The following is a 19,833-nucleotide window of genomic DNA, read 5'->3' as shown; positions in this document are numbered from 1 at the left end:
ATCTATAATTAAATAGCGTTACCTTTAAAGGTATAAAGTCGAACAAAGTATTTTGAAGAATGTATTTACAAATAATCTAATTTTTCATCAGCTATTTTCAAATTATTTTGAGGAAAATATCATGAGATTTATATCTCCACTTGTTGCCATAATATTGTTGAGTGTTGCTTTAACCTCTACAACCATAGCAAAACAAGAAAACTTAAGCTCCGCAAATTCCGTTGAATACCTAACTTCAGATGAAACAACATCTCTGAATCTACCTTTTTCAGAAGCTGTGCGTGTTGGAAATATACTTTACCTTTCTGGCGCTATTGGTAATATACCTGGAAAAAAAAAGCTTGTCAGTGGGGGTATCAAAGCAGAAACTAAGCAAGTAATGGAAAATATCAGCCGTATTCTCCAGAGAAATGAATCTTCTCTAGATCGAGTAGTTAAATGTACGGTAATGCTTGCTGATATCAAAGAATGGAGTGCAATGAATCAAGTTTATGTCACCTATTTTTCAAAGAAACGTTTGCCAGCACGCAGCGCTTTTGGTACGAGTGGTTTAGCTCTAGGTGCAAGGGTAGAAATTGGCTGTATTGCCACAATTGATGACTGAGATAATTAAGATTTAATAATTGCAGCTTTTAACATAATGGCTCTGACGCGGTCTCTCCTGTTAGTGCAGTGTTAGCAGTAGCAAGGCGTTAGCACATGCGCGACCTAGCGTAAGCATACTGTAGGTATTGCACATAATTCAGCTATAAGTCTTTGAATTAGGGCATTTTTGGTTTCTGTTCCCTATTTTCTTGGAATCAATTTTTATTGAGATAAATTTATAGTCAAACTCCCAAAGTCTATTTTACGACATTCAAAGTTACAATTTATTAAGATTAGGAATTTATTGAAATAAAATACTCTCTCGACTGTATAACCTCAAGATAGTCATCCCTATGTATTCATTGGTCACACGTAAAATCAAGAATCCGATCCTACTTAGTATCAATTATTGAGATATGGAATAATTGTAGAATTTCAACACTATGAAATAAACAATGTGAAGATGAGAAAAGTTCTAACTATAGCAATAAAGCTCAATCCTATTTTGATTTAGTAGCATTTTAGGCTCTATTCAATAGTATTCAGTTGATTTTCTGAATTTGACTTAGCAGAAGAAAGAATTTATCCAAAAATCACCTAATTCATATTTCCAAACACCTAAGCTCTGGAAACTCTTCTAAGTACTCATACATTCCCTTGGAATATTCTCTCTTTAAATTGGTGCAAAGAAAAAATAAGGAACATTAATTCATGTATTTTAACAATAATATAAATAATACGGTAAATAACGAGACTATAAAATCAGTCAAGCATTCTGCAACCATGGGTTCTAAACCAAATTTTAACTGGCAAGAATGTTGGTATCCTGTTTGCTTCGTGCGAGATTTATCCGTTAACACGACCCATAGCTTTTCCTTGCATAACGAACCTTTTGTCTTATTTAAAACTCAAGATGGCGAGCTTGCATGTTTATTAGATCGTTGCTCCCACCGTGCTGCAAAATTGTCAGATGGACGAATAGTTGACGGTAAAATAGAGTGTTCCTATCATCGTTGGCAGTTTGGTACAGATGGTCAATGTCTAAATATTCCTCAGTTACCAGGAAATGCTAAGATTCCTGGTAATGCTTGCGTGAAATCTTTTCCTGTTGTGGAATCCCAAGGTGTCATTTGGATGTGGCCTGGTAAACCAACACTAGCAGATCGAAATTCTATACCTACCGTCCCCGATTTAGACAAACCTAATTGTGTGACAGTAGAGTACATGGCTGATGCTTCTTATAACCAATGTTATTTTGTAGAAAACATTGTAGACTTCGGTCATATTGATTCTATCCATAATGGAACTTTAGGTAATGACAAAAATGTTCAAGCCTTGGAAATGGAAGTTACTGAAACCTCAATTGAGGGATTTCGCGGTAGGTTCCGTTATACGCGCCAACCTGATGCTCCTTGGTTAGATATGAGCTTTATTGCTCCTAACTTTATTACTTACAGTTGTAATGTCAATTCAGAAAAAGATTGGACTTGGGGAGTAGTTTGTTATTCTATGCCTTTAAGTCAGGATAGATGCCGAATTTTGATCCGGAATTATAGAAACTTCATGAATTTATCAATGAAGCTAAAACCTCGTTGGTTAGATCATATGTTTCAAAACAAAATATTTGAAGAAGATTTGCAAGTCATCATAGGACAGCAGACACAAATGAAACTGCTAAAAGAAAACTGGAGAAAACACTATTTACCTTTGAAGACAGCCGATCTTTTTATCCTGGAGTATCGTAAGTGGCTTGATAAAGTTGGTTTATCTTTCCCCCCTGACGGAAATGCTTTAGTTTCTCAGAATACCAATACGCAAAGCAGTAGTGCAGATATAAGTAAGTCTGACCTAAAAGTTAATTATTTAGATAGATTATCAAGACATACACTGATGTGTAGCTCCTGTAAGAGCACTTATCAAAAAATAAAATGCTTTCAACAGATCTGTCTGGTGCTGGCGATCGCTATTTTGGTTGATGCAGTAACTGTAGAAGCATTAGATAGTCGGATAGCAATACTGTGTTTTATTTTTGCTATTGCTCTAGCTGCTCTTTCCCATCAAATCAAAACAAAATTTGAAGTTTCTCATACTCCAAGTCAAAACAATTGGTTACATTGGAGTTTTTCACAAAAAATCAGAAACAACCCTAAAACTTAATTTCAAAATCCTGTGTTTGTATTGGAGCAAGGAACTAGCTATGATTTTCTAGCTACGATTCTCTAGTAAAACTTTTGCTCTTTCCCCAAACACAGTTTTAAAGCCGTCACAGTCTGTCAACTTGTGGGCTTATCTGGAAGCTCAGGGGCTTTTAGCTATAGGTCATTGACTTTTGAACTGCATAAATTCCATAGAATTACTTCTATTGATATATGAGTACATCCAAGTCATCCCTATTGATAATATTTGAAATGCATGAATAACTTATCTATACAATCACAGCATAACAAATCACAGAATATCGCCAAAGATAAGAATCTTTACATAATTGTTGGCGTGACTTTGACAGCAATTATGGGTGGATTAACGATTGCACCTATACAACCAGCTTTAGCCGAAGAATTCAATCTTTCAAGTGCTGCGTTGGTAATGACAGTTTTTATGATTCCAGTTGGAATTGCAACCCCTATATTAGGAATATTAGCCGATCGTATTGGTATTAAAAAGGTTTTGGTACCTTCACTGATACTGTTTGCAATTGCTGGAGGTTGTGCCTCTTTTTCCTCAAATTTCAATACACTTTTAGGGTGGAGATTTTTACAAGGTTTAGGTGCTGCACCCCTGGACTCTTTAGCGCTCACCATGATTGGGAATATATATACTGGCAGAGCTATTGCTACAGTAATGGCAATCAACGCTAGCGTAATTGGTATTTCTTCAGCTATTTATCCTTTAATCGGTGGAGCTTTGGGAGAAATAGATTGGCGATATCCATTTTTACTTGCAGTTTTTGCTTTTCCTCTTGTCATGTTGGTGCTTATGGTTCTGAAATTACCTAAAAGACCAAGTGACATTCCCAAACAAAACCTCAGATCCTATTTAAAAAATACTTGGAAAAGCGTTAATAATCGTTCTGTTATCGGACTTTTGTTTGCAATTGGTTCTACATTTATGATTCAATTTGGAGCCATTATTACTTTTATTCCTACTTTAGCGGGAAATTCTTTTGGTTCCTCTGAGTTTACTAATGGTATTATTCTTTGCACATCTTCATTTGTTTTAGCTTTGACTGCTTCGCAGTTGGGAAAATTATCGCAATTAACTTCAGAAATTAATTTAATTAAAATTTCTTTTCTTATTAGTGCTTTAGCATTATTTATTACTCCATTACTTCCTAGCTTGTGGCTGCTTTTAATTCCCAATGTTCTGTTTGGTATATCCTTAGCTTTTGCATTACCATCAAGTCTGGCGCTGTTAACAGGACTTTCCCGACAAGATTCCCGAGGTGGATTTATGGCTGTTAACGCCAGCATTCAATCTATGGGACAAGCATTAGGTCCTATGCTGGGAAGTTTTGCTCTTGGTCTATGGGGAATACATGGAGTTTTTTTTAGTGCTGCTACTTTTGCAATCATTTCCTTCCTAGTATTTAGCATTTTATTGACTCCAGTTAGTCAAGGTACTTCAATATCAAAACGAGAAGTTGGTGTTGAAGTTACAGAGCAACTTGTAAATCCTCCATCTTTTGCATCTCCGACAGTTTTACAAACACCAGTTCCACAACTATTTCACCTAGAGACTAATAAGATAATTGAATTACCAGAAAATTTCCCAATCATAACAATTGGTAAGTTAAGTAAAAGTGAAGTTCCAGATATCAATTTATCTGAATTTCCCCATGCTGAATTTGTTTCACGCAAACATGCCCAAATTCATTTTGATGGGAAAAACTACTTTATTCAAGATATGGGTAGTGCTAACGGTACTTATATTAATAAATATCCAATGCTTCCTGGAATTTGGTACAAGATAGCTCCACAGGTTCGTATTGGTTTTGGGAAAAGGGATATAGTATCTTTTGTCTTCCAAATATCCTAAAAATAATAAATTATAGTTTTTTATTTATTTACTAATAATTAAATTTAAGTTTAACTTTATCCTATCTAACTCTTCGTGAAACAATAGCACAGAGAATATTTTTCATTGTGGTATGCAATGTCAAACTTTATTTACTGAGTTAATTATGTAATCAATCTATGATGCTATTTTTCTATAAAAATGATAGATATTATGGTTTTTGTACTATGTAAAAAAATGCATAAATTAGTTTATCTGTCCCCTACAAAAAATTAGCTATCTAATCCAATATTAATCGATATAAATTGTGGCATTAAATTTCAGTTTTAGAGTTTTAGACCATATAATTTTTATAAATTTGAGTCACATAAAATTAATATTTACTAAACAAAAATAATGAGTACATCATCAACACATTTTCATTCTAAAGCAAAAGGTAATATCTACCAAGATAAAAATATTTTTATTGTTGTCAGTATCACCATGATAGCGATTTTACCTTTGTTTAGTGTTAGTCCAATGCTACCGAGTATTGCTGAAGCATTCAACGTGTCGCGAGATCGCATGGGGTTAATAATGGCAGCTTTTTTAATCCCAGTAGCACTTGGAACTCCAATTTTTGGAATTTTGGCAGATCGTTTTGGTTTTAAACGAATTCTAATTCCTTCATTACTAGTATTTGCCCTTGGAGGCGTTTTATGTGCTTTTGCACCAAACTTTCGTAGTCTTATAGAATGTCGAATTTTACAGGGTCTTGGTGCTGCAAGCTTGGAGTCTCTAGTTCTCTCAATTATAGGTGGTTTATATACCGGGAAAAAACTAACTGCAGCTATGGCTGTCAATGCTACTGCAATTGGTGTCGGTTCTACATTCTATCCTTTTTTAGGAGGTGCGTTAGCTGCAGTTAATTGGCGATACACTTTTGGACTATCATTATTAGCAGTTCCCGTTGCACTATTGGTGTTGCTAGCACTTAAATTACCAAAAAAGCAAAATAGCGATCAGGAATTTGAACTCAAAAGGTATATCATCAATATCGGTAAGAGTATTAAAAATCGTCAAGTTTTGGGACTATTTTTAGTAATTATTGCGCTATTCATGATTGAATTTGGAGCATTTTACACTTTTACTCCAATAATGGCTGGAGATATATTAGGTGCTTCAAGTATAGAAATTGGAATAATATTTACTACTAATTCCATATCTCTGACAGTTTTTGCTTTCTTTCTGGGATTATTTGTTCGTAGAGTTTCTGAAACTAGATTAATCCAAATCTCCTTGGTAATTTTTTCTGTAGCTTTGTGCATCATTCCTACAGTTACCTCAATCAAAATGCTAGTGATTCCTTGTATTTTAATTGGGATAGTTGAAGCACTTGCTTTCCCATCACTTCAAGCATCTTTAGCTAAGTTAGCTCCAAAAGAATATAGGGCTGGTTTTATGTCACTTAATGTTACATTTCAATCGATTGGAAGGGCTACAGGTCCGATTTTAGCTGGGATAATATTTGGAGTTTCGGGAATACAAGGAGTTTGTTATATTGGTAGTGCAATGATTATATTTTCCTTGATATTATTTAGCTTTTTAGTGAATTCTAAACCCCAAAGTATTTCAAGAGTCTGAGCTTAATAAATCTGAAGTTCATAAACTTGTAAACTTGAATTCAATAATTTGAATATCAAGAAGTAAAAATTCAAGAAGTTAAGAATTAATCAAATTGCTCATAACGTGTAAAGATATTACCAATTATTTATTACGAATTGCAAATAAGTAAAATGTTTAGAAAAATTGAGAAAATATTTCGAAGTTTAAGTTTAGCTAGAAAATTAACTATTTTACTCATAGTTATATTTTTAGGAGGAATCATATTTAGTGGTATAGCTTTCACTAAAATCCTCAATTACAAGGCTCAAGAAGAAATTACTTCTAATACTAAATTACTTTTTAATACTTTAAATTCTGTTCGCTCTTACACGAGTGTTGAAACAACACCTGAACTACAAGAAAGGTTAGAAAAAGAGGAATTTTTACCTCAGATAGTTCCTTCTTATGCATCTCGGAAAGTCTTTGAAAAATTACGTCAAGATGAATATAAGGATTTTCTGTATAAAGAAGCGATGCTAAATCCGACTAATCTAAAAGATAAAGCTGATGAGTTTGAAACTAAAATTATTGAAAAATTTCGTAAAACTGCCGATTTAAATGCTGAGATATCAGGGTTTAGAAATTTTGGTAATGAGAAATATTTTTACATAGCTCGCCCCTTAGCAATCACTGAATCTAGTTGTTTGGAATGTCATAGTACGCCAGATGTTGCACCCAAAGCCATGATTGAAATGTATGGCGATAAAAATGGATTTGGCTGGCAATTAAATAAACCATTAGGTACTCAAATTCTTTCTATTCCAACTAGTGAAGTTTTGCAAAAAGCAAATACATCGTTTGCCATTGTTATGAGTATTGTAACTGTAATTTTCGCCTTTGCTATTTGCATGACTAATTATTGGGTAAAACGATATGTTGTTCGACCAATAAAGCATGTTGTTAATGTTGCTGAAGCTGTTAGTACTGGTAATATGGAAGCTGAATTTGACAAAAAATTCGGTGGTAAAATTAATAAAGATGAAATAGGTAATCTAGTAGAAGCTTTTACCAGGATGAAGATAAGTTTAGTAATGGCTATTAGAGCTTTAGAAAAATACCGTTTTAATACCAATAGAGGTAAGGATTAATTTTAATATTTAGTAATTATTATTTGGTAAGTATTAACAATAAACTACCACCTTTTAGTCAAGGAATATTGGGGTTTCAATCCCTAATAGGGATTTTAGTGAGTTTCAACCTTACCATATTTACTTTTCAAGGTACGCTTGCGCCAAACTCATCCAAAATACTGTTTCAGCCACAGGAATGTCAAGAGTACAACTCGATAAAATCGCTCAACCCCTTACATAGATAAGTTTTCAAAGATTGCGCCAACCTCAATCATGGTAAAAATTGCTCAAAGCTAGATAGAGTGAGCATTTCAGCTACTAAATCCAACAGATGATTCCAAACACCCACAGGTTAGCGCAAAAGAGCAGCAAATATAAAGCAAACATTGTTATGATTTTATGGGTTTTCATCAGCAGTAAGTTAAATTTTTGGTTGCAAAAGGATTAAAAGCGACTATCAAAACTAATAAAACGTTCTAATCCGGCGCTTGAAATTTTCTGCTCTCTCTGAATCAGGTATTTGTGATATTAGATTTTCGACCAATTCTTCTGGTGTTAGGTCGGGGTTATTATTTAATGTATCGTCAATAATAATACTAGCAAATGGACCGACAAAAGTTGTAAGCTCTCTTCGACAGTTCTCGATGAATTTCGGACTAAAATTAGTTGTTGGATTCAAAAATTTATCATTATCATTGTTATCATCCTCTAATTGAGAAGGATCTGAATAATGGTGTAAATAGTTTTGTAGCCGATTTCTCAATACTTTTGCTTTTTCTGGCTGAGAAATTGCTTTAGTAAGTATTTCTATCAGTTTTTCTGGTGCAATTGCAGGATTACTTTCTAAAATACGTTGCATTAAAACTTTAGCGAATGGACCAACAAAAGAAGTCAGTTCTTGTTGACAATAATTAATAAAAATTTGACTGTCAGCTATGGTTTCTTTAATTTCTAATTGAGAATTTAATTGATTTTCTGTTCTAATTTCTTGTGGATTTTCTGGCGAACTAATATTTTTTTCTAAATATTCTTCCGATACTACATGAGATTGGCGATTGAATTCTAAATTATTAGTTTGTACTGTAGTAGGTAAAATATTTATGCCAGTATTGTAATGCTGTAGTTCTAATAATATTTCTTTCGCTGATTGATAGCGTTGAGTTGGTTTTTCTGCAAGCATTTTCCTTAAAATTTGACTCAAATCATCGCTGAGCCTAACATATGATTCCCAACTCCATTCTAAGGAAGCATCTATGAGCATAAATGGCGCTTGACCTGTTAATAAAACAATAGCACAAACACCCAGCGCGTAGAGGTCACTGCAGGGGTAGTAATAGCCCATACGTAATTGTTCTGGTGGAGAATAACCAATTTTTCCTACAACTGAACCACACATTTGTTGCTGACTAGATTCAACAGCAAAAAACTGAGTAAATTTTTCTTTAACTACTCCAAAATCAATCAAAACAGGTTTGTTTTTTTGCTTACTAAACATGATATTATCAAGTGATATATCACGATGGATAATATGCTGTCCGTGAATATAATCTATAACTGGTAATAATTCTAATAGCAAACTACGAACTTCAGGCTCGCTAAATAACTGTTTTTTTCTTGCCAAGCGTTCGCTTAAAATTTTAGAAAAAGTTTTGCCGTCAATAAATTCTTGAACAATAAATAAACGTTCTTTTTCAGTAAAACAGGCTTTAAATTTTGGGATTTGTGGGTGTTCAATTTGGTATAATACTCTTGCTTCTCTTTGAAAAAAATTTTGGCATCTGCGAAGGATTTCTGGGTTGGAATTTGTAGAGATAAATTCTTTGAGAACGCAGGGTTCGTCAAAACGTCTAGTATCTGATGCTAAATAAGTTCTACCGAAACCTCCCTGTCCCAGAAATTTTTGAATGAGATAGCGGTCATCGACCAGGGTTCCGGGATAAATTTCTGTAAGCATGGTAATTTATTCAGTTTTGATTTATAGGTAATTATTTGCAGATTAGTTATTTTTATTAGCTTTAGGGTTTCAACAACACAACACGCAAACGGATGAAATGGGTAATAAGATTTCCAGTTATACTTAATTAGTACATGATAACCCTAATCAAGGGATAACTAAAAGCGTAAAGAGTTGATAAAATTTGGTAGAAAAACTTGTGCGCGCAACAATCTTCATTGCACTATGAAGAAAATCTGTCTTTAATTTATGACTTTTGATGAATCTTAAGTAAGTAATATTAAATTGTCTAACATCTAAAGGGAAAGATTATCTTCTCATTTATGATTGTTCCCGACATTTAGATAGATGTAATTAGATAGGTGTAATTAGATAGATGTAGAATGGTCTTAACTTATTATGGGCTTAGTTGTGGGCATAACTAGAGCTTAGCGATCGCAAAATTCAACAGCATATCATTTGATTTATTCAAAATTATTTATTTAAAACATCAAAATTTTAAAACATCAAAATTTCCCTTTCAAAATTTTCTGGTAGTGGTTCTACTTCCCAAACCAATCCTTCTTCTGGTTCAGAGAGAGCAACATCTATGTAAAGTCGCTCCACATGAGTTTTTGCTTTTGCTTGGTTCCCAGGAAATGGTTGTAAGTCTTCGGTAAATAGTTTTAATTTAAATCCACTCGGAATCATTGCGTTGGGATTGGTGTTTCGCAATTCAAAACGCCATATCCTATCTTCAATTTTATCTTTGGGTTTTATCCGTAGTTGATATGTTTGGTTATCAATTATTAATTCCCTTACTATCATTTCTAGCCCTGATGCTGTTTGAGCACTCCGAGATCCAAGGTAAGCAGGTCTTATCTGTATACTCCTCCACCCTGCGGATGTAGCTATATTTGATACACCTAACTGCATCCACTGGGGAACTGACCACTGTTTTCTGATCCCTTGACGAAGTTCGTATAAACGTTGTCTCCAACCTCCATGTTCTAACAATGCGCCCCAAGTTACAAATGGCACTTCTAAACGGGGGAAAAGTAATTCTGAATTTCCTAAACGCACTAGTAGATTTTTTATTTGCTTAGATCCTAATTCGGGTAGAGGGTTAACTTCAGCACGGGTAACTTCTTCAGGACAAAGTTGATGTGCTACCCATAAAACACTCAGGTCTGCAATTAAGTTTTCTCTATTTAAACAATAACTGCGATCGCTCACATCTTGGTGAGCTTGTTTTTTTAATTGTGCATGAGTAGTGTAGCCCCAAAACCTTACCCACTCTTCTTCTGGATTAACTTGTACTGCAATATAATAATCAGCCACCCAACCGGGAATATCTACCCATTCTTGGGGAACGCGTAATTCACTTAAGTCGCTCGCATCACTAGGGATCAATACTAAACGCATTCCCTGAAATTTAATTGCGGTACCATTAATAACTTCCCAAAAACTTGGTAATGCAGCAGAATTAGGAAAAATACTTGCATCAGGTGCGTATTCCCGCAACCAGGTAAGGAAAGCATTAACACTTAAGCGATTCAAATAAGCATTCCAACAATTGCTTGCTGTAGAAAAAGATTGACTTTCTTCCCAAGCTTGTTGTTGTTCGGTTTGGGGTATTTCTAACCACAAATGGTTTAATTCCGTCATTGGTGTGACAATCATGGGCTAATTCTCCATTTCAGAGGTCGGAGGGTTAAATTTTAGTTTTAACCATTCCTTCATAAGGGTACTTATATAATCAAGTACCGGTGGATTTAAAGAGATATGCAGCGACTCTTTGCAATAAGCAGCAAGCTTGTAAAGTAAAACTTCCCTTGCTTTACTAATACGACGGGAAATACTATATTGCTTCATTTCCAGGTTTTTGGCAATTTGCTGCTGGCTAAGTTCGGCACCATAATATAACTGGATAATTTGTCTTGATTCTTCATCAAGGTCTTCCACTGCTGCAAGCAAAACATCTCTAATTCTATTTTGCTGAACTTGTCTGGCGAGCTTCTCCTCTTGAATAATAATTTGGGATATTGGTGATTTTTCCTCATCTCCCGGTAAATCATCAATTAGTTCCCTGGAAACTTCACCATTTCCATAGGGTACATTCAATGAAGTATGACTTGGATAAAAATAAGCACGCACAGCTTTTGCGCTAGCTATCATCCACTTTTCAATAATTTCAGCACTGCATTCTGGTGTGCTTGAAGGTAATTGCTTCAAGCGTTGATTATTATAAAGTTCAGCTATTGCTTCCCAGGTTTGTGGGCTTGGTTTTTGCAGTTTGCGGATTCCAGTACGTTGTGTAGGAGTATAGAGCATTTGGTAACATTTCCAAGCTAAGACGTAACGCTCTATAATTTTTGAATTCATTCCAATATTTTCTAAGGATTCTGTCAACCGCTTTTGAGTCAATTTTCGTAACAATCGCCAATTAGTACAGATATCAATTTCCTGCTCTTGACGCAATAATTCTTTGAGTTCGCTACTAAAAATCGCACTCCCATAATTTTTTAGACTGAAACCCATTTCAGGCTTAAATCCCTTTAAGACTTTATCGGTACGAGCGATCGTCATTTGAAAGCAGTCAGATACCGTATATTGTGGAGAATAAATATTTTTAACAGTTTTACTTGCAACCCAATAACACGTTTCTTGCAGATAGGCTAATAAGTGTTCTTTTGCTAGACTTTTTGAATTTTCTTGCCATTGCTTATACCAATAAGTTACCCAAAAATTTTCTGAATTTTCGATTTCTGATGAATATACTTGGGAATTTACTATATTTCGCTTTAACCTCCCATCAGTTACCCAACCAATTGCTTTATCACTATCAAACTGCAAAAAGGTTGTAAATAAACTGATAATGGTTTTGCGTGCTTGCATCATTGATTCCTCATTATTTGCATAGGTACGGCATAGATTTATCTACACAACTAATAAAGCAGAGTACGTAATGAGGGAATTTTTATTTCGAATTTTTATTTTGAATGTTTATTTTTATATTTACCAGTTTATTACAAGGTAAAGTTTTTATAATGATATGTAGTAGTTTTGAGTTTACTTAGAAAACACCATATAGATAGTGAATCTAATATTACCAAGTAATGGTTCGGATTTACAGTTTCTCGTTGGTTGTAATAAGAGTTACTAGTATAATGTTGATGTATCTTTTTTTATAAAAACTATTGGTGTCAAGCCTTGGAGAATCTAGGCTTCGACTATTTAGAAGTGTATATAAAGTGCATTCTTTTGATTTTCAATTTTCTAATATATGTTTATAAAAACATTAATCGTTATTTGAGATTAATTTTTCTTCCCGATTTCTTCTCGATTATCTTTTAATTAGTTAGTTATTGAGATAGGTCTCAACAATATTATTTGTGGTCAAAGCTCGATGATTATCCCTATTTTTTCTTTTCAAAGCTAAAGCTATTAAGATTAAGGAAATTGCTATGTCTCCTATAGGTATTGGTGCTAGTCACTCCACATATACATTAAGAACAGGAGAAGCTAAACTGTGGATTTTATTGGTAGGGGTTAACCAGTACCAGGATGAAAGTTTACCTTCTTTACGTTATCCTGCTTTGGACTGTAAAGGTTTGGGAGATGCTATGACCCAAGCAATTCATAATTTTCCCAACAAGGAAGTTATCGTTCATAACGACTTTACAGAACAACATCCTACCTTAAATCAAGTTCGTAATAGTTTAGGAAAAATAGTCACTCAAGCACAATCCCATGACTCAGTAATGTTGTATTTTTCCGGACATGGAATGTTAGATGAAGATACTCAGCAACCAGTACTGTGTATGGCTGACACTCGTAAAAGTGACTTGCTAAATACTGGTTTAGTGATGCAAGAATTATTGCAAGTACTTGGAAATAGCTCAGCCCATCAGCAACTTTTGTGTTTGGATACCTGTCACAGCGGTAATATGATGTTACTTGGGGGAAACAGAGGTCAATCTAGGGATGCAGGTGCGTCAGAAGCTTTAATTAACTCCACACCAAAGTTTATGGAGTTACTACGACAACGCGCTGCTAAGAGCAAAGGATTTTGTGCTTTATTGTCTTGCGATCGCGGACAGCAATCCTGGGAATTTCCTGAGTTAGGGCATGGAGTTTTTACTTATTATTTAATGCAAGGATTGTTGGGTGGAGCTGCAGATTACCAAGGTATTATTGAAGCAGATGGCTTGTATAAGTACGTTTATCGTCATACGTTGCAATATATCAACAAGTTAAATCAACAGTTACGCCTAATTAATCAACATAAACTACGTCGTGGGGATAGCGAACTTTATCCAGAATATCCACTACAAACTCCAAAACGCATTGTGGAAGGAGTCGGAGAATTAGTTCTGGGTTTCAAGTCTCATTCCGTTCAATCTCGAGTTCAATCTTCAAAACAACGACAAGCTTTTATTGTTGATGGACTGAGAGATACAAAAGCTACCACTAATCTTGTTCGTATTCTAGGTAATTCTGGTGGATTTGAGGTGGAACATTATCTCGAACGTAAAAGTTCTTCAAACTTACGAGCCAGTATTCAAAAATTTGTCCGACAAAAGGGCGGAGTGCAAGCACAAATTAATTCTGGGTATATTAATTCTGGATATGGTGTATCTGGGCATAACATAATTGAAAATACTCCAACTAAGCTGCTATATTTACGCGGGAAAATTGAGGAAATAGAAGAAGGAGAAGCTTGGTTAGTTTTAAATTCTGGAGCCAGATTGAGTCGTTCTTGGTTAAGACAACAGTTGCGTCATTCAGGAATGTGCAAACAAATAATTATCTTGGATTGTCCTGGAGCTAATAGCTTAGAAAACTGGGTTGAAGATTTACAAGTTAACTCCGAGCAAACACAATGCTTAATAGCAGCAGCTTCTCCAATAGAAAGACCAGAATTATTTTGTCAGATTATTCTAGACACTCTTGCGAAATCCGACTCTGTTACGGGTTTATCGGTTGCTGAGTGGATTACTCAGTTGCAAGGTGCTTTTCAAACAATTGGTATTAATGTTTATACCTGGTTATCAGGTACTCGAGGAGTGATTGATATTTTACCGGGTAACATCTCGACCGTTTTTCAAAAATCACAACAGTCTAACGCCCAACGATCAAAATATTTAAGCTCCTATTCAAATTCACATAGTTATCCAACTAATACCGAACCCCCAACAACTATATATAGTGGTACGCCTATACAGCAAAATAATGTTAAGAATTATGGGGTTCAAGCCCACTTATCCAATGATACTTGCGGTAAATCACAAATCGCACCCAAAACCGAAGCATCACTTCCCGAGTTTGAAAAATCTCTTACCAATCCTACTCGCTCGTTTGCCCTAAATGGTAAATACTATACCCAAATAGAAAATCTACTGAAGCAATTTGTTGGACCTGTTGCAGTAACGATCCTAGAAAATGTATTACCACAATCTAGAAATTTTAAAGAATTTGTCGGGATTTTGGCTTCATTTACATTACCCGAACATAGGAATAAATTCACAAAGCAAGCAATAGCGATCTTAAAACATGCGAATTCACAAAGTCTGAATTCAAATAATGTAGATTCAAGTAATATAGATTCAAATAATATAGATTCACAAAATCCAACTTCAGGAAGTGCAAACCAGCCAAATCTATTTTCACCTCATTTAAGTCCGACAAATCCTATATCGAGGACTTCAACATCAAGAAATTCAACATCACACAAATCTAACTATCAGCCTCAAAACACAAATCATAATTTTGGGGGAATAAATACTAAATTTATCCACGAATGTACGCGCGAACTAGCTTATTTAATTGGTCCTTTTGCCAATTTTATAATTAAAAATATACTGACAGAAAATCAAAATATTTCTGCACTGGAATTAGTTAACAAAGTTGCAGAATTAATTCCCGATCCAATGCAAGCTGTAGAGTTTAAAATTAAAATGTTAGAAAAAATCAAATTATTTTAAAAGTTAAAAATAATTTTGGAAACAAATATTATCACTATTTATGATTTTTAACTTTCTATATTTATTTTTTATTGTCGTATTTTTTTATTTAACATATTTACTGCTATTTCTAAACTATATCTCATTCTGTTAAAAGATTCAGCTAATGCTCCAATTTCATCTTTATCCTGCTTATCAAACTTTGCTTCTATGTCGCCGATACTTACTTTCTCTGCAACCTTAGCTATATTTTTGATTCGTCGTAAGATGATTTTTTTCAGAAAAATATTCATAGCTATAGCAATGAAAGCAAAAACGCTAGATAGAACTCCAATAACTAGATAAAAGGAACGACCGACATTATTAAAAATTTCTTGTGCAGGAACATAAATGATTTGAGTCGCGACAATTTCGTTTAGCTTCCAACCAAAACCATTTTTCCTCCCATAAGTCAAAATTTGACTTCTAGGAGCTTTTTCTGGAGTACTATGACAGCGCAAACATGACTCATCTTCTATCTTAAAAGGACGGGCAATATAAAATAGATTTTCTCCATATATATTGCGAAAACCATTTATCGATTTTAAATTCGAACTGTTTTTAAAGTTATTTACAATTTTTGCTTCAAATACATCAGCTTTATCTCTTAGATTTACGGGATTTAATGTAGCATCCTTGTAAAGAAAATTACTGTATTTTTTGTCGGAACGAAAAATTTCAAATACTTCCCTGACGGAATAACTTGGTATTGCTTGGGGTATAAAAACTTCTTTTGTATCAAATTTCGGCTCCAAAATAGGTTCTACCTGAGTGTTTGTATATTTCCGAATTGAGTTAACCATATGCATGATATCCCGTGCATTGCTACTAATCTCATTTTTTGCTTTTTGTTCTAATACTTGTGATAGTGCAAAGCCACTAATTAAAATACCGGATACGAAAACTAAGATTAAAATTATGTTTACTTTCTTGCCAATTTTCATAATTGCTACTAGTTGCAAAGAGATAGTGAATGGGTACATTACCCACACTAAAATCGGTCAAATACGGGAGTATAAGATATAAGTTCATCAATTAAATTTGATGTTAATCTAAATTGTCCATCTTACAGAGCACTTCATCTTCTAACTCAAAATAAGAGACTTGCAAAAATGTAGTAATTCAATGATTAACGCCGAGCTAAGCTAACATCATTGATACGATTCTGTAAAAAAATCAAAACTTTGATTTATTATTAGTAATAACTCTTGTAGAGTTGAAGATTAAAATTATCTTCATAAATCACTGATATAAGTTCGATATCTTGCTGACACAACAACTCAAACAACAAAAATAATTAATATATTACTGGTAGATACCTTCAAGCAAGTACCTTAAATTTTATTACTTCAATTTTACTAAGTATATTCTATTTATAATTTTTTCCACTATACCCCCTAAAATCCAAGCAAGTATATATTACTGCGATCGAATATATTCCTATAATTACCAGTCATATAATAAGTCTAACGTTTTTTCTATTATTGTGAGAAGTATATTAAAACTGTAAAACTGAAATTAGTCTGCACTTATTTACATAGTATAGCTATCAATACTTTTATAGAGTCAGAGTAAAGCGTAAGGTAAAACCTTAATCCCATAGGTATATTGATTGAAAATTTTGCTAAAATGCCGATTGAAGATATCAAAGTAATAGAAGAAGAATTATATTTTTGAACAAATAAAAATATGAATAAATGTAAAACTTGTGAACTTATCAGTTTACGCGATCAAGGTAAAGCTCCACTATGGGATAACATTTATCGTTATCGAAATTGGGATGTGGTTCATAGTTTTAATAGCACTTTACCTGGGTGGCTGGTTTTAGTTGCTCGCAGACATATAGAAGCAATTGATGAACTGACTGAAAATGAATCTATTGAGTTGGGTGTAGCTGTTCGTCGTGTTTCCATTGCTTTGAAACAAGTAACTGGCTGTGTAAAAACTTACGTCATGCAATTCGCCGAATCACCAGAACATCCCCACGTTCATTTCCATATTGTTCCTCGCATGGTAAATCAACCAGAAGATTACAGAAGTACTAAAATCTTCAAGTATCTTGGTGCTTCTGAAGAAGAACGAGTCAATGAGATGAGAATGAATGAAATTGCAGCGCAAGTTCAAGGTATTTTGCTTTCTATGGATTCAGAAAAATCATAGGAGTAATTGAGATTTGCATTTATTTTGTTAATTCCTCAGATTCTCATAATCAATGCGAATAAAACCTCGATCTATTTTATTGACTTCTTCTGGAGCTATTTTTTGAACCTAAAGCTTGCATATTTCAATGGTAATACATTATATTACATGAAGCCGAGATGTAATACAGAAATATAAATAAATCAAAAATCTAAATAAATGAATATTCGAAAAGCCCAAATAGAAGATGTTGAAACCATGTTTGAAATTAGAACTAGCGTGACTGAAAATCATCAGTCTCGGGAGGAAATTGCTGAATTGGGTATTACTCCAGAAACAGTTACTCAAATGTTGCAAACTGATTGTTGTGCATGGGTCGCAGATATTGATGATAAGCCAATTGGTTTTTCGATTGCGAATGCAACAGAGAAAACAATTCTTGGGTTGTTTGTCCTTCCCTCTTTTGAAGGTCGTGGAGCAGGTAAAGCTGTGTTGCAAAAAGCTGAAGAGTGGTTATTTTCCCAAGATATTGACGAAATTTGGTTGTTAACAGGAAACGACCCAAATTTAAGAGCTTATGGTTTTTATCTTCACCTCGGATGGAAACCGGTAGGTGTTATTAAAGATGGTGAAATGGAAGGAGAGATGAAATTTGTGAAAGCTTTATATCGAAACTCACCCACGTAAAGCTTTCGTTTTCATCTAATTTAGATAGGACTTTGCCCATTTATAGCGCTTTGGATCTTTGTTTAGAAGATATTCTATAACTGCTGTGCGTTTATTTTTATCTTTTGTCATTCTGACAATTCTTTCAATTTCATCGTCTGTATCGTTAGCACCCCGCTCTGCAGCCATATCAAACCATTTATCGCCTTCAGTATTCTACCTTGGTCATAACAAATTGCTCCCATTAAAGTGTAAGGCTGGTGGTTATCAGGTTGGGATTCCATTGCTTGCATAGCGCAACTTTCTGCTTCTTCCAATTGCGCTAAATCGCGAAAAGCAGCACCTCTTGTTACCAACAAAGCAGATTTAAGATCAGCTTCTCTTACCTTATTCCAATTTACATTTCCTGTAACTTTTAAGGCTTTTTCTGGTTCATGAGCTTTACGCCAATAACTGCTTGCACTGGGTAAATTCCATCTGTTCCCAGTTCGTTGATACTCTTGTTCGTAAAATATTGCTTCTAATCTGTGGTAGGCGATCGCTATTTTCCACCTTTGGACAGACTGTCTTCTTCAATTAATTGAACTACCTGTTTTGGATCTAATCTCTCTTCACGTTCAAGTTTGAGCATAATTAGGTAGAATGGGTCTAATGGCAAATTATGACCTATAATCCGATATTTACTTTTTAGAGATTGAAAATGAATTTTACGAGCAATTTCCGCAGTTTCACAAAGTCCTTGTTCTGCTAACCAATTAATATCTTTTTCATGTAGTTCAGATTTGAAATGTTCGGGGAGTGTTTGAATTATTCTCAGTAATTTTGAAACACCTGTGTCACAATAAGCCATTCTTATCAGCACTTTAAATAGCCGGTCGCAAGCTTTTGTATCAGTATTTTGAGTAGCGTGATAAGTTTCTTTTAGTTTGATAAATAATCTGCTTATTCTTTGCTCTTCATCTAGTTTAATTAGAGAGTTTAGTTTTTTCTTTTTTAACCATTGCGCATCCTTATGGTCTAAAGTATCTCCAGAGTCCAGTTTTTTTAATATGGAATAAAGTTTGCTAGAAATAACAGTTTCTTTATAATAATCAACCTGATATTTAGATTTTAATTCTAAGAATTCAAGTTCAGCTTTTCTTATATTTTTCTGCTGCTGATAAGTTTTTAATGCTTCTTGTAACCCTGAATTTAAAAGCCATTCAGCTTCAGAGTCAGATAGTTCTTCTTTTACAGAAAGCTTCTTCAGAATGATATAAAGAGGTTCTTCAGGAAAAATATTTGACTCCTGAGTAACTTTGAACCTATTTTTTAGCTTTGAAAAATTTTCAATGTCTTTGATTAGAGCAATTGTTTCTACAAGATTATGAGTATTCAGCAGTTTAATATCTAAATTTGTAATTTTATGTTTATTGTCTAATTTCCAAAGCACTGAATCAATGGAACTAGCAATCGGAAGCTCTATATTATCTGGAATGAGATATTTAGCTCGCAGTTGCATTAACTCAGTTTCTAGTCTTTTCTCTTCTTTTGCTTGATATTGCTGTAAAGAAATTAACTCAATACAATCAAAAAAATGATTATCTGCTAACCATTGAAGCTCTACATCTGTTACCTCCATACCTAAATCAGCTTTTCGTAATATTAAATAGAGAAAACTATCAGATGCAAAATTTCTACTACTAATTATTTTGTATTTTGCTCTGAGGCGATCAAAGTGTATTTTTTGTAACGTAGTATCATTCATATTTTACAGAGGGCTATTAACACTACAGAC

Annotated in this window: 14 protein-coding genes; 8 read left to right on the top strand and 6 right to left on the bottom strand. The window is 34.1% G+C overall.

Translation table 11 applies throughout. The features are described 5' to 3' along the window. Positions 1-121: 121 nt before the first annotated feature. The 5 genes from QNJ50_RS08895 to QNJ50_RS08875 all read left to right on the top strand — a co-directional run bounded on the left by QNJ50_RS08895 (position 122) and on the right by QNJ50_RS08875 (position 7,331). On the top strand, positions 122-604 hold the full coding sequence (locus tag QNJ50_RS08895) for a RidA family protein (protein ID WP_300634257.1): 483 nt from the start codon (positions 122-124) through the stop codon (positions 602-604). Positions 605-1,296: 692 nt separating this feature from the next. Beyond that, a complete protein-coding gene (locus tag QNJ50_RS08890; RefSeq protein WP_300634254.1) occupies positions 1,297-2,742 on the top strand; it encodes a Rieske 2Fe-2S domain-containing protein in 1,446 nt (481 codons plus the stop codon). A gap of 255 nt (positions 2,743-2,997) precedes the next feature. Further along, positions 2,998-4,620: an MFS transporter gene (locus QNJ50_RS08885; RefSeq protein ID WP_300634251.1), complete on the top strand. Its 1,623-nt coding sequence runs from the start codon at positions 2,998-3,000 to the stop codon at positions 4,618-4,620. A gap of 375 nt (positions 4,621-4,995) precedes the next feature. Beyond that, the gene (locus tag QNJ50_RS08880; RefSeq protein WP_300634248.1) at positions 4,996-6,222 is read left to right on the top strand and encodes an MFS transporter; all 1,227 of its coding nucleotides are present in this window, start codon (positions 4,996-4,998) and stop codon (positions 6,220-6,222) included. Between the two features lie 152 nt (positions 6,223-6,374). Next, positions 6,375-7,331 carry a DUF3365 domain-containing protein gene (locus QNJ50_RS08875; RefSeq protein WP_300634245.1) on the top strand — a complete coding sequence of 319 codons (957 nt, stop codon included), beginning with the start codon at positions 6,375-6,377 and terminating at the stop codon, positions 7,329-7,331. 445 nt (positions 7,332-7,776) lie between these two features. On the opposite strand, the gene QNJ50_RS08870 is transcribed toward QNJ50_RS08875, so the two are convergent. The 3 genes from QNJ50_RS08870 to QNJ50_RS08860 form a co-directional block, all read right to left on the bottom strand. Continuing rightward, positions 7,777-9,267 carry a serine/threonine-protein kinase gene (locus QNJ50_RS08870; RefSeq protein WP_300634242.1) on the bottom strand — a complete coding sequence of 497 codons (1,491 nt, stop codon included), beginning with the start codon at positions 9,265-9,267 and terminating at the stop codon, positions 7,777-7,779. Between the two features lie 498 nt (positions 9,268-9,765). Beyond that, positions 9,766-10,929: a DUF1822 family protein gene (locus QNJ50_RS08865; RefSeq protein ID WP_300634239.1), complete on the bottom strand. Its 1,164-nt coding sequence runs from the start codon at positions 10,927-10,929 to the stop codon at positions 9,766-9,768. A gap of 3 nt (positions 10,930-10,932) precedes the next feature. Next, positions 10,933-12,147, bottom strand: a complete 1,215-nt coding sequence (locus QNJ50_RS08860) for a sigma-70 family RNA polymerase sigma factor (RefSeq protein WP_366914237.1) — start codon at positions 12,145-12,147, stop codon at positions 10,933-10,935. 566 nt (positions 12,148-12,713) lie between these two features. Here QNJ50_RS08860 and QNJ50_RS08855 point away from each other — a divergent pair. After that, positions 12,714-15,233: a caspase family protein gene (locus QNJ50_RS08855; protein ID WP_300634237.1), complete on the top strand. Its 2,520-nt coding sequence runs from the start codon at positions 12,714-12,716 to the stop codon at positions 15,231-15,233. A gap of 68 nt (positions 15,234-15,301) precedes the next feature. Here QNJ50_RS08855 and QNJ50_RS08850 read toward each other — a convergent pair whose 3' ends face one another. Then, positions 15,302-16,195: a DUF3365 domain-containing protein gene (locus QNJ50_RS08850; RefSeq protein ID WP_300634234.1), complete on the bottom strand. Its 894-nt coding sequence runs from the start codon at positions 16,193-16,195 to the stop codon at positions 15,302-15,304. 745 nt (positions 16,196-16,940) lie between these two features. On the opposite strand from QNJ50_RS08850, the gene QNJ50_RS08845 reads away from it, so the two are divergent. Next, a complete protein-coding gene (locus tag QNJ50_RS08845; protein ID WP_300634230.1) occupies positions 16,941-17,411 on the top strand; it encodes an HIT family protein in 471 nt (156 codons plus the stop codon). Between the two features lie 198 nt (positions 17,412-17,609). Next, positions 17,610-18,077, top strand: a complete 468-nt coding sequence (locus QNJ50_RS08840; protein ID WP_300634227.1) for a GNAT family N-acetyltransferase — start codon at positions 17,610-17,612, stop codon at positions 18,075-18,077. 15 nt (positions 18,078-18,092) lie between these two features. Here the strand turns inward: QNJ50_RS08840 and QNJ50_RS08835 are convergent, their stop codons facing one another. Together QNJ50_RS08835 and QNJ50_RS08830 are read right to left on the bottom strand one after the other, a co-directional pair. Further along, positions 18,093-18,245, bottom strand: a complete 153-nt coding sequence (locus QNJ50_RS08835) for a hypothetical protein (protein ID WP_300634224.1) — start codon at positions 18,243-18,245, stop codon at positions 18,093-18,095. Positions 18,246-18,597: 352 nt separating this feature from the next. Continuing rightward, positions 18,598-19,803 carry a hypothetical protein gene (locus QNJ50_RS08830; RefSeq protein ID WP_300634221.1) on the bottom strand — a complete coding sequence of 402 codons (1,206 nt, stop codon included), beginning with the start codon at positions 19,801-19,803 and terminating at the stop codon, positions 18,598-18,600. Positions 19,804-19,833 lie beyond the last annotated feature (30 nt).

Source organism: Mastigocoleus sp. MO_188.B34, assembly GCF_030065675.1.
In the GTDB taxonomy this organism is placed as follows: domain Bacteria; phylum Cyanobacteriota; class Cyanobacteriia; order Cyanobacteriales; family Nostocaceae; genus Mastigocoleus.
The sequence above is the reverse complement of the archived record's forward strand: the minus strand, read 5'-3'. Positions and strand labels throughout refer to the sequence as shown.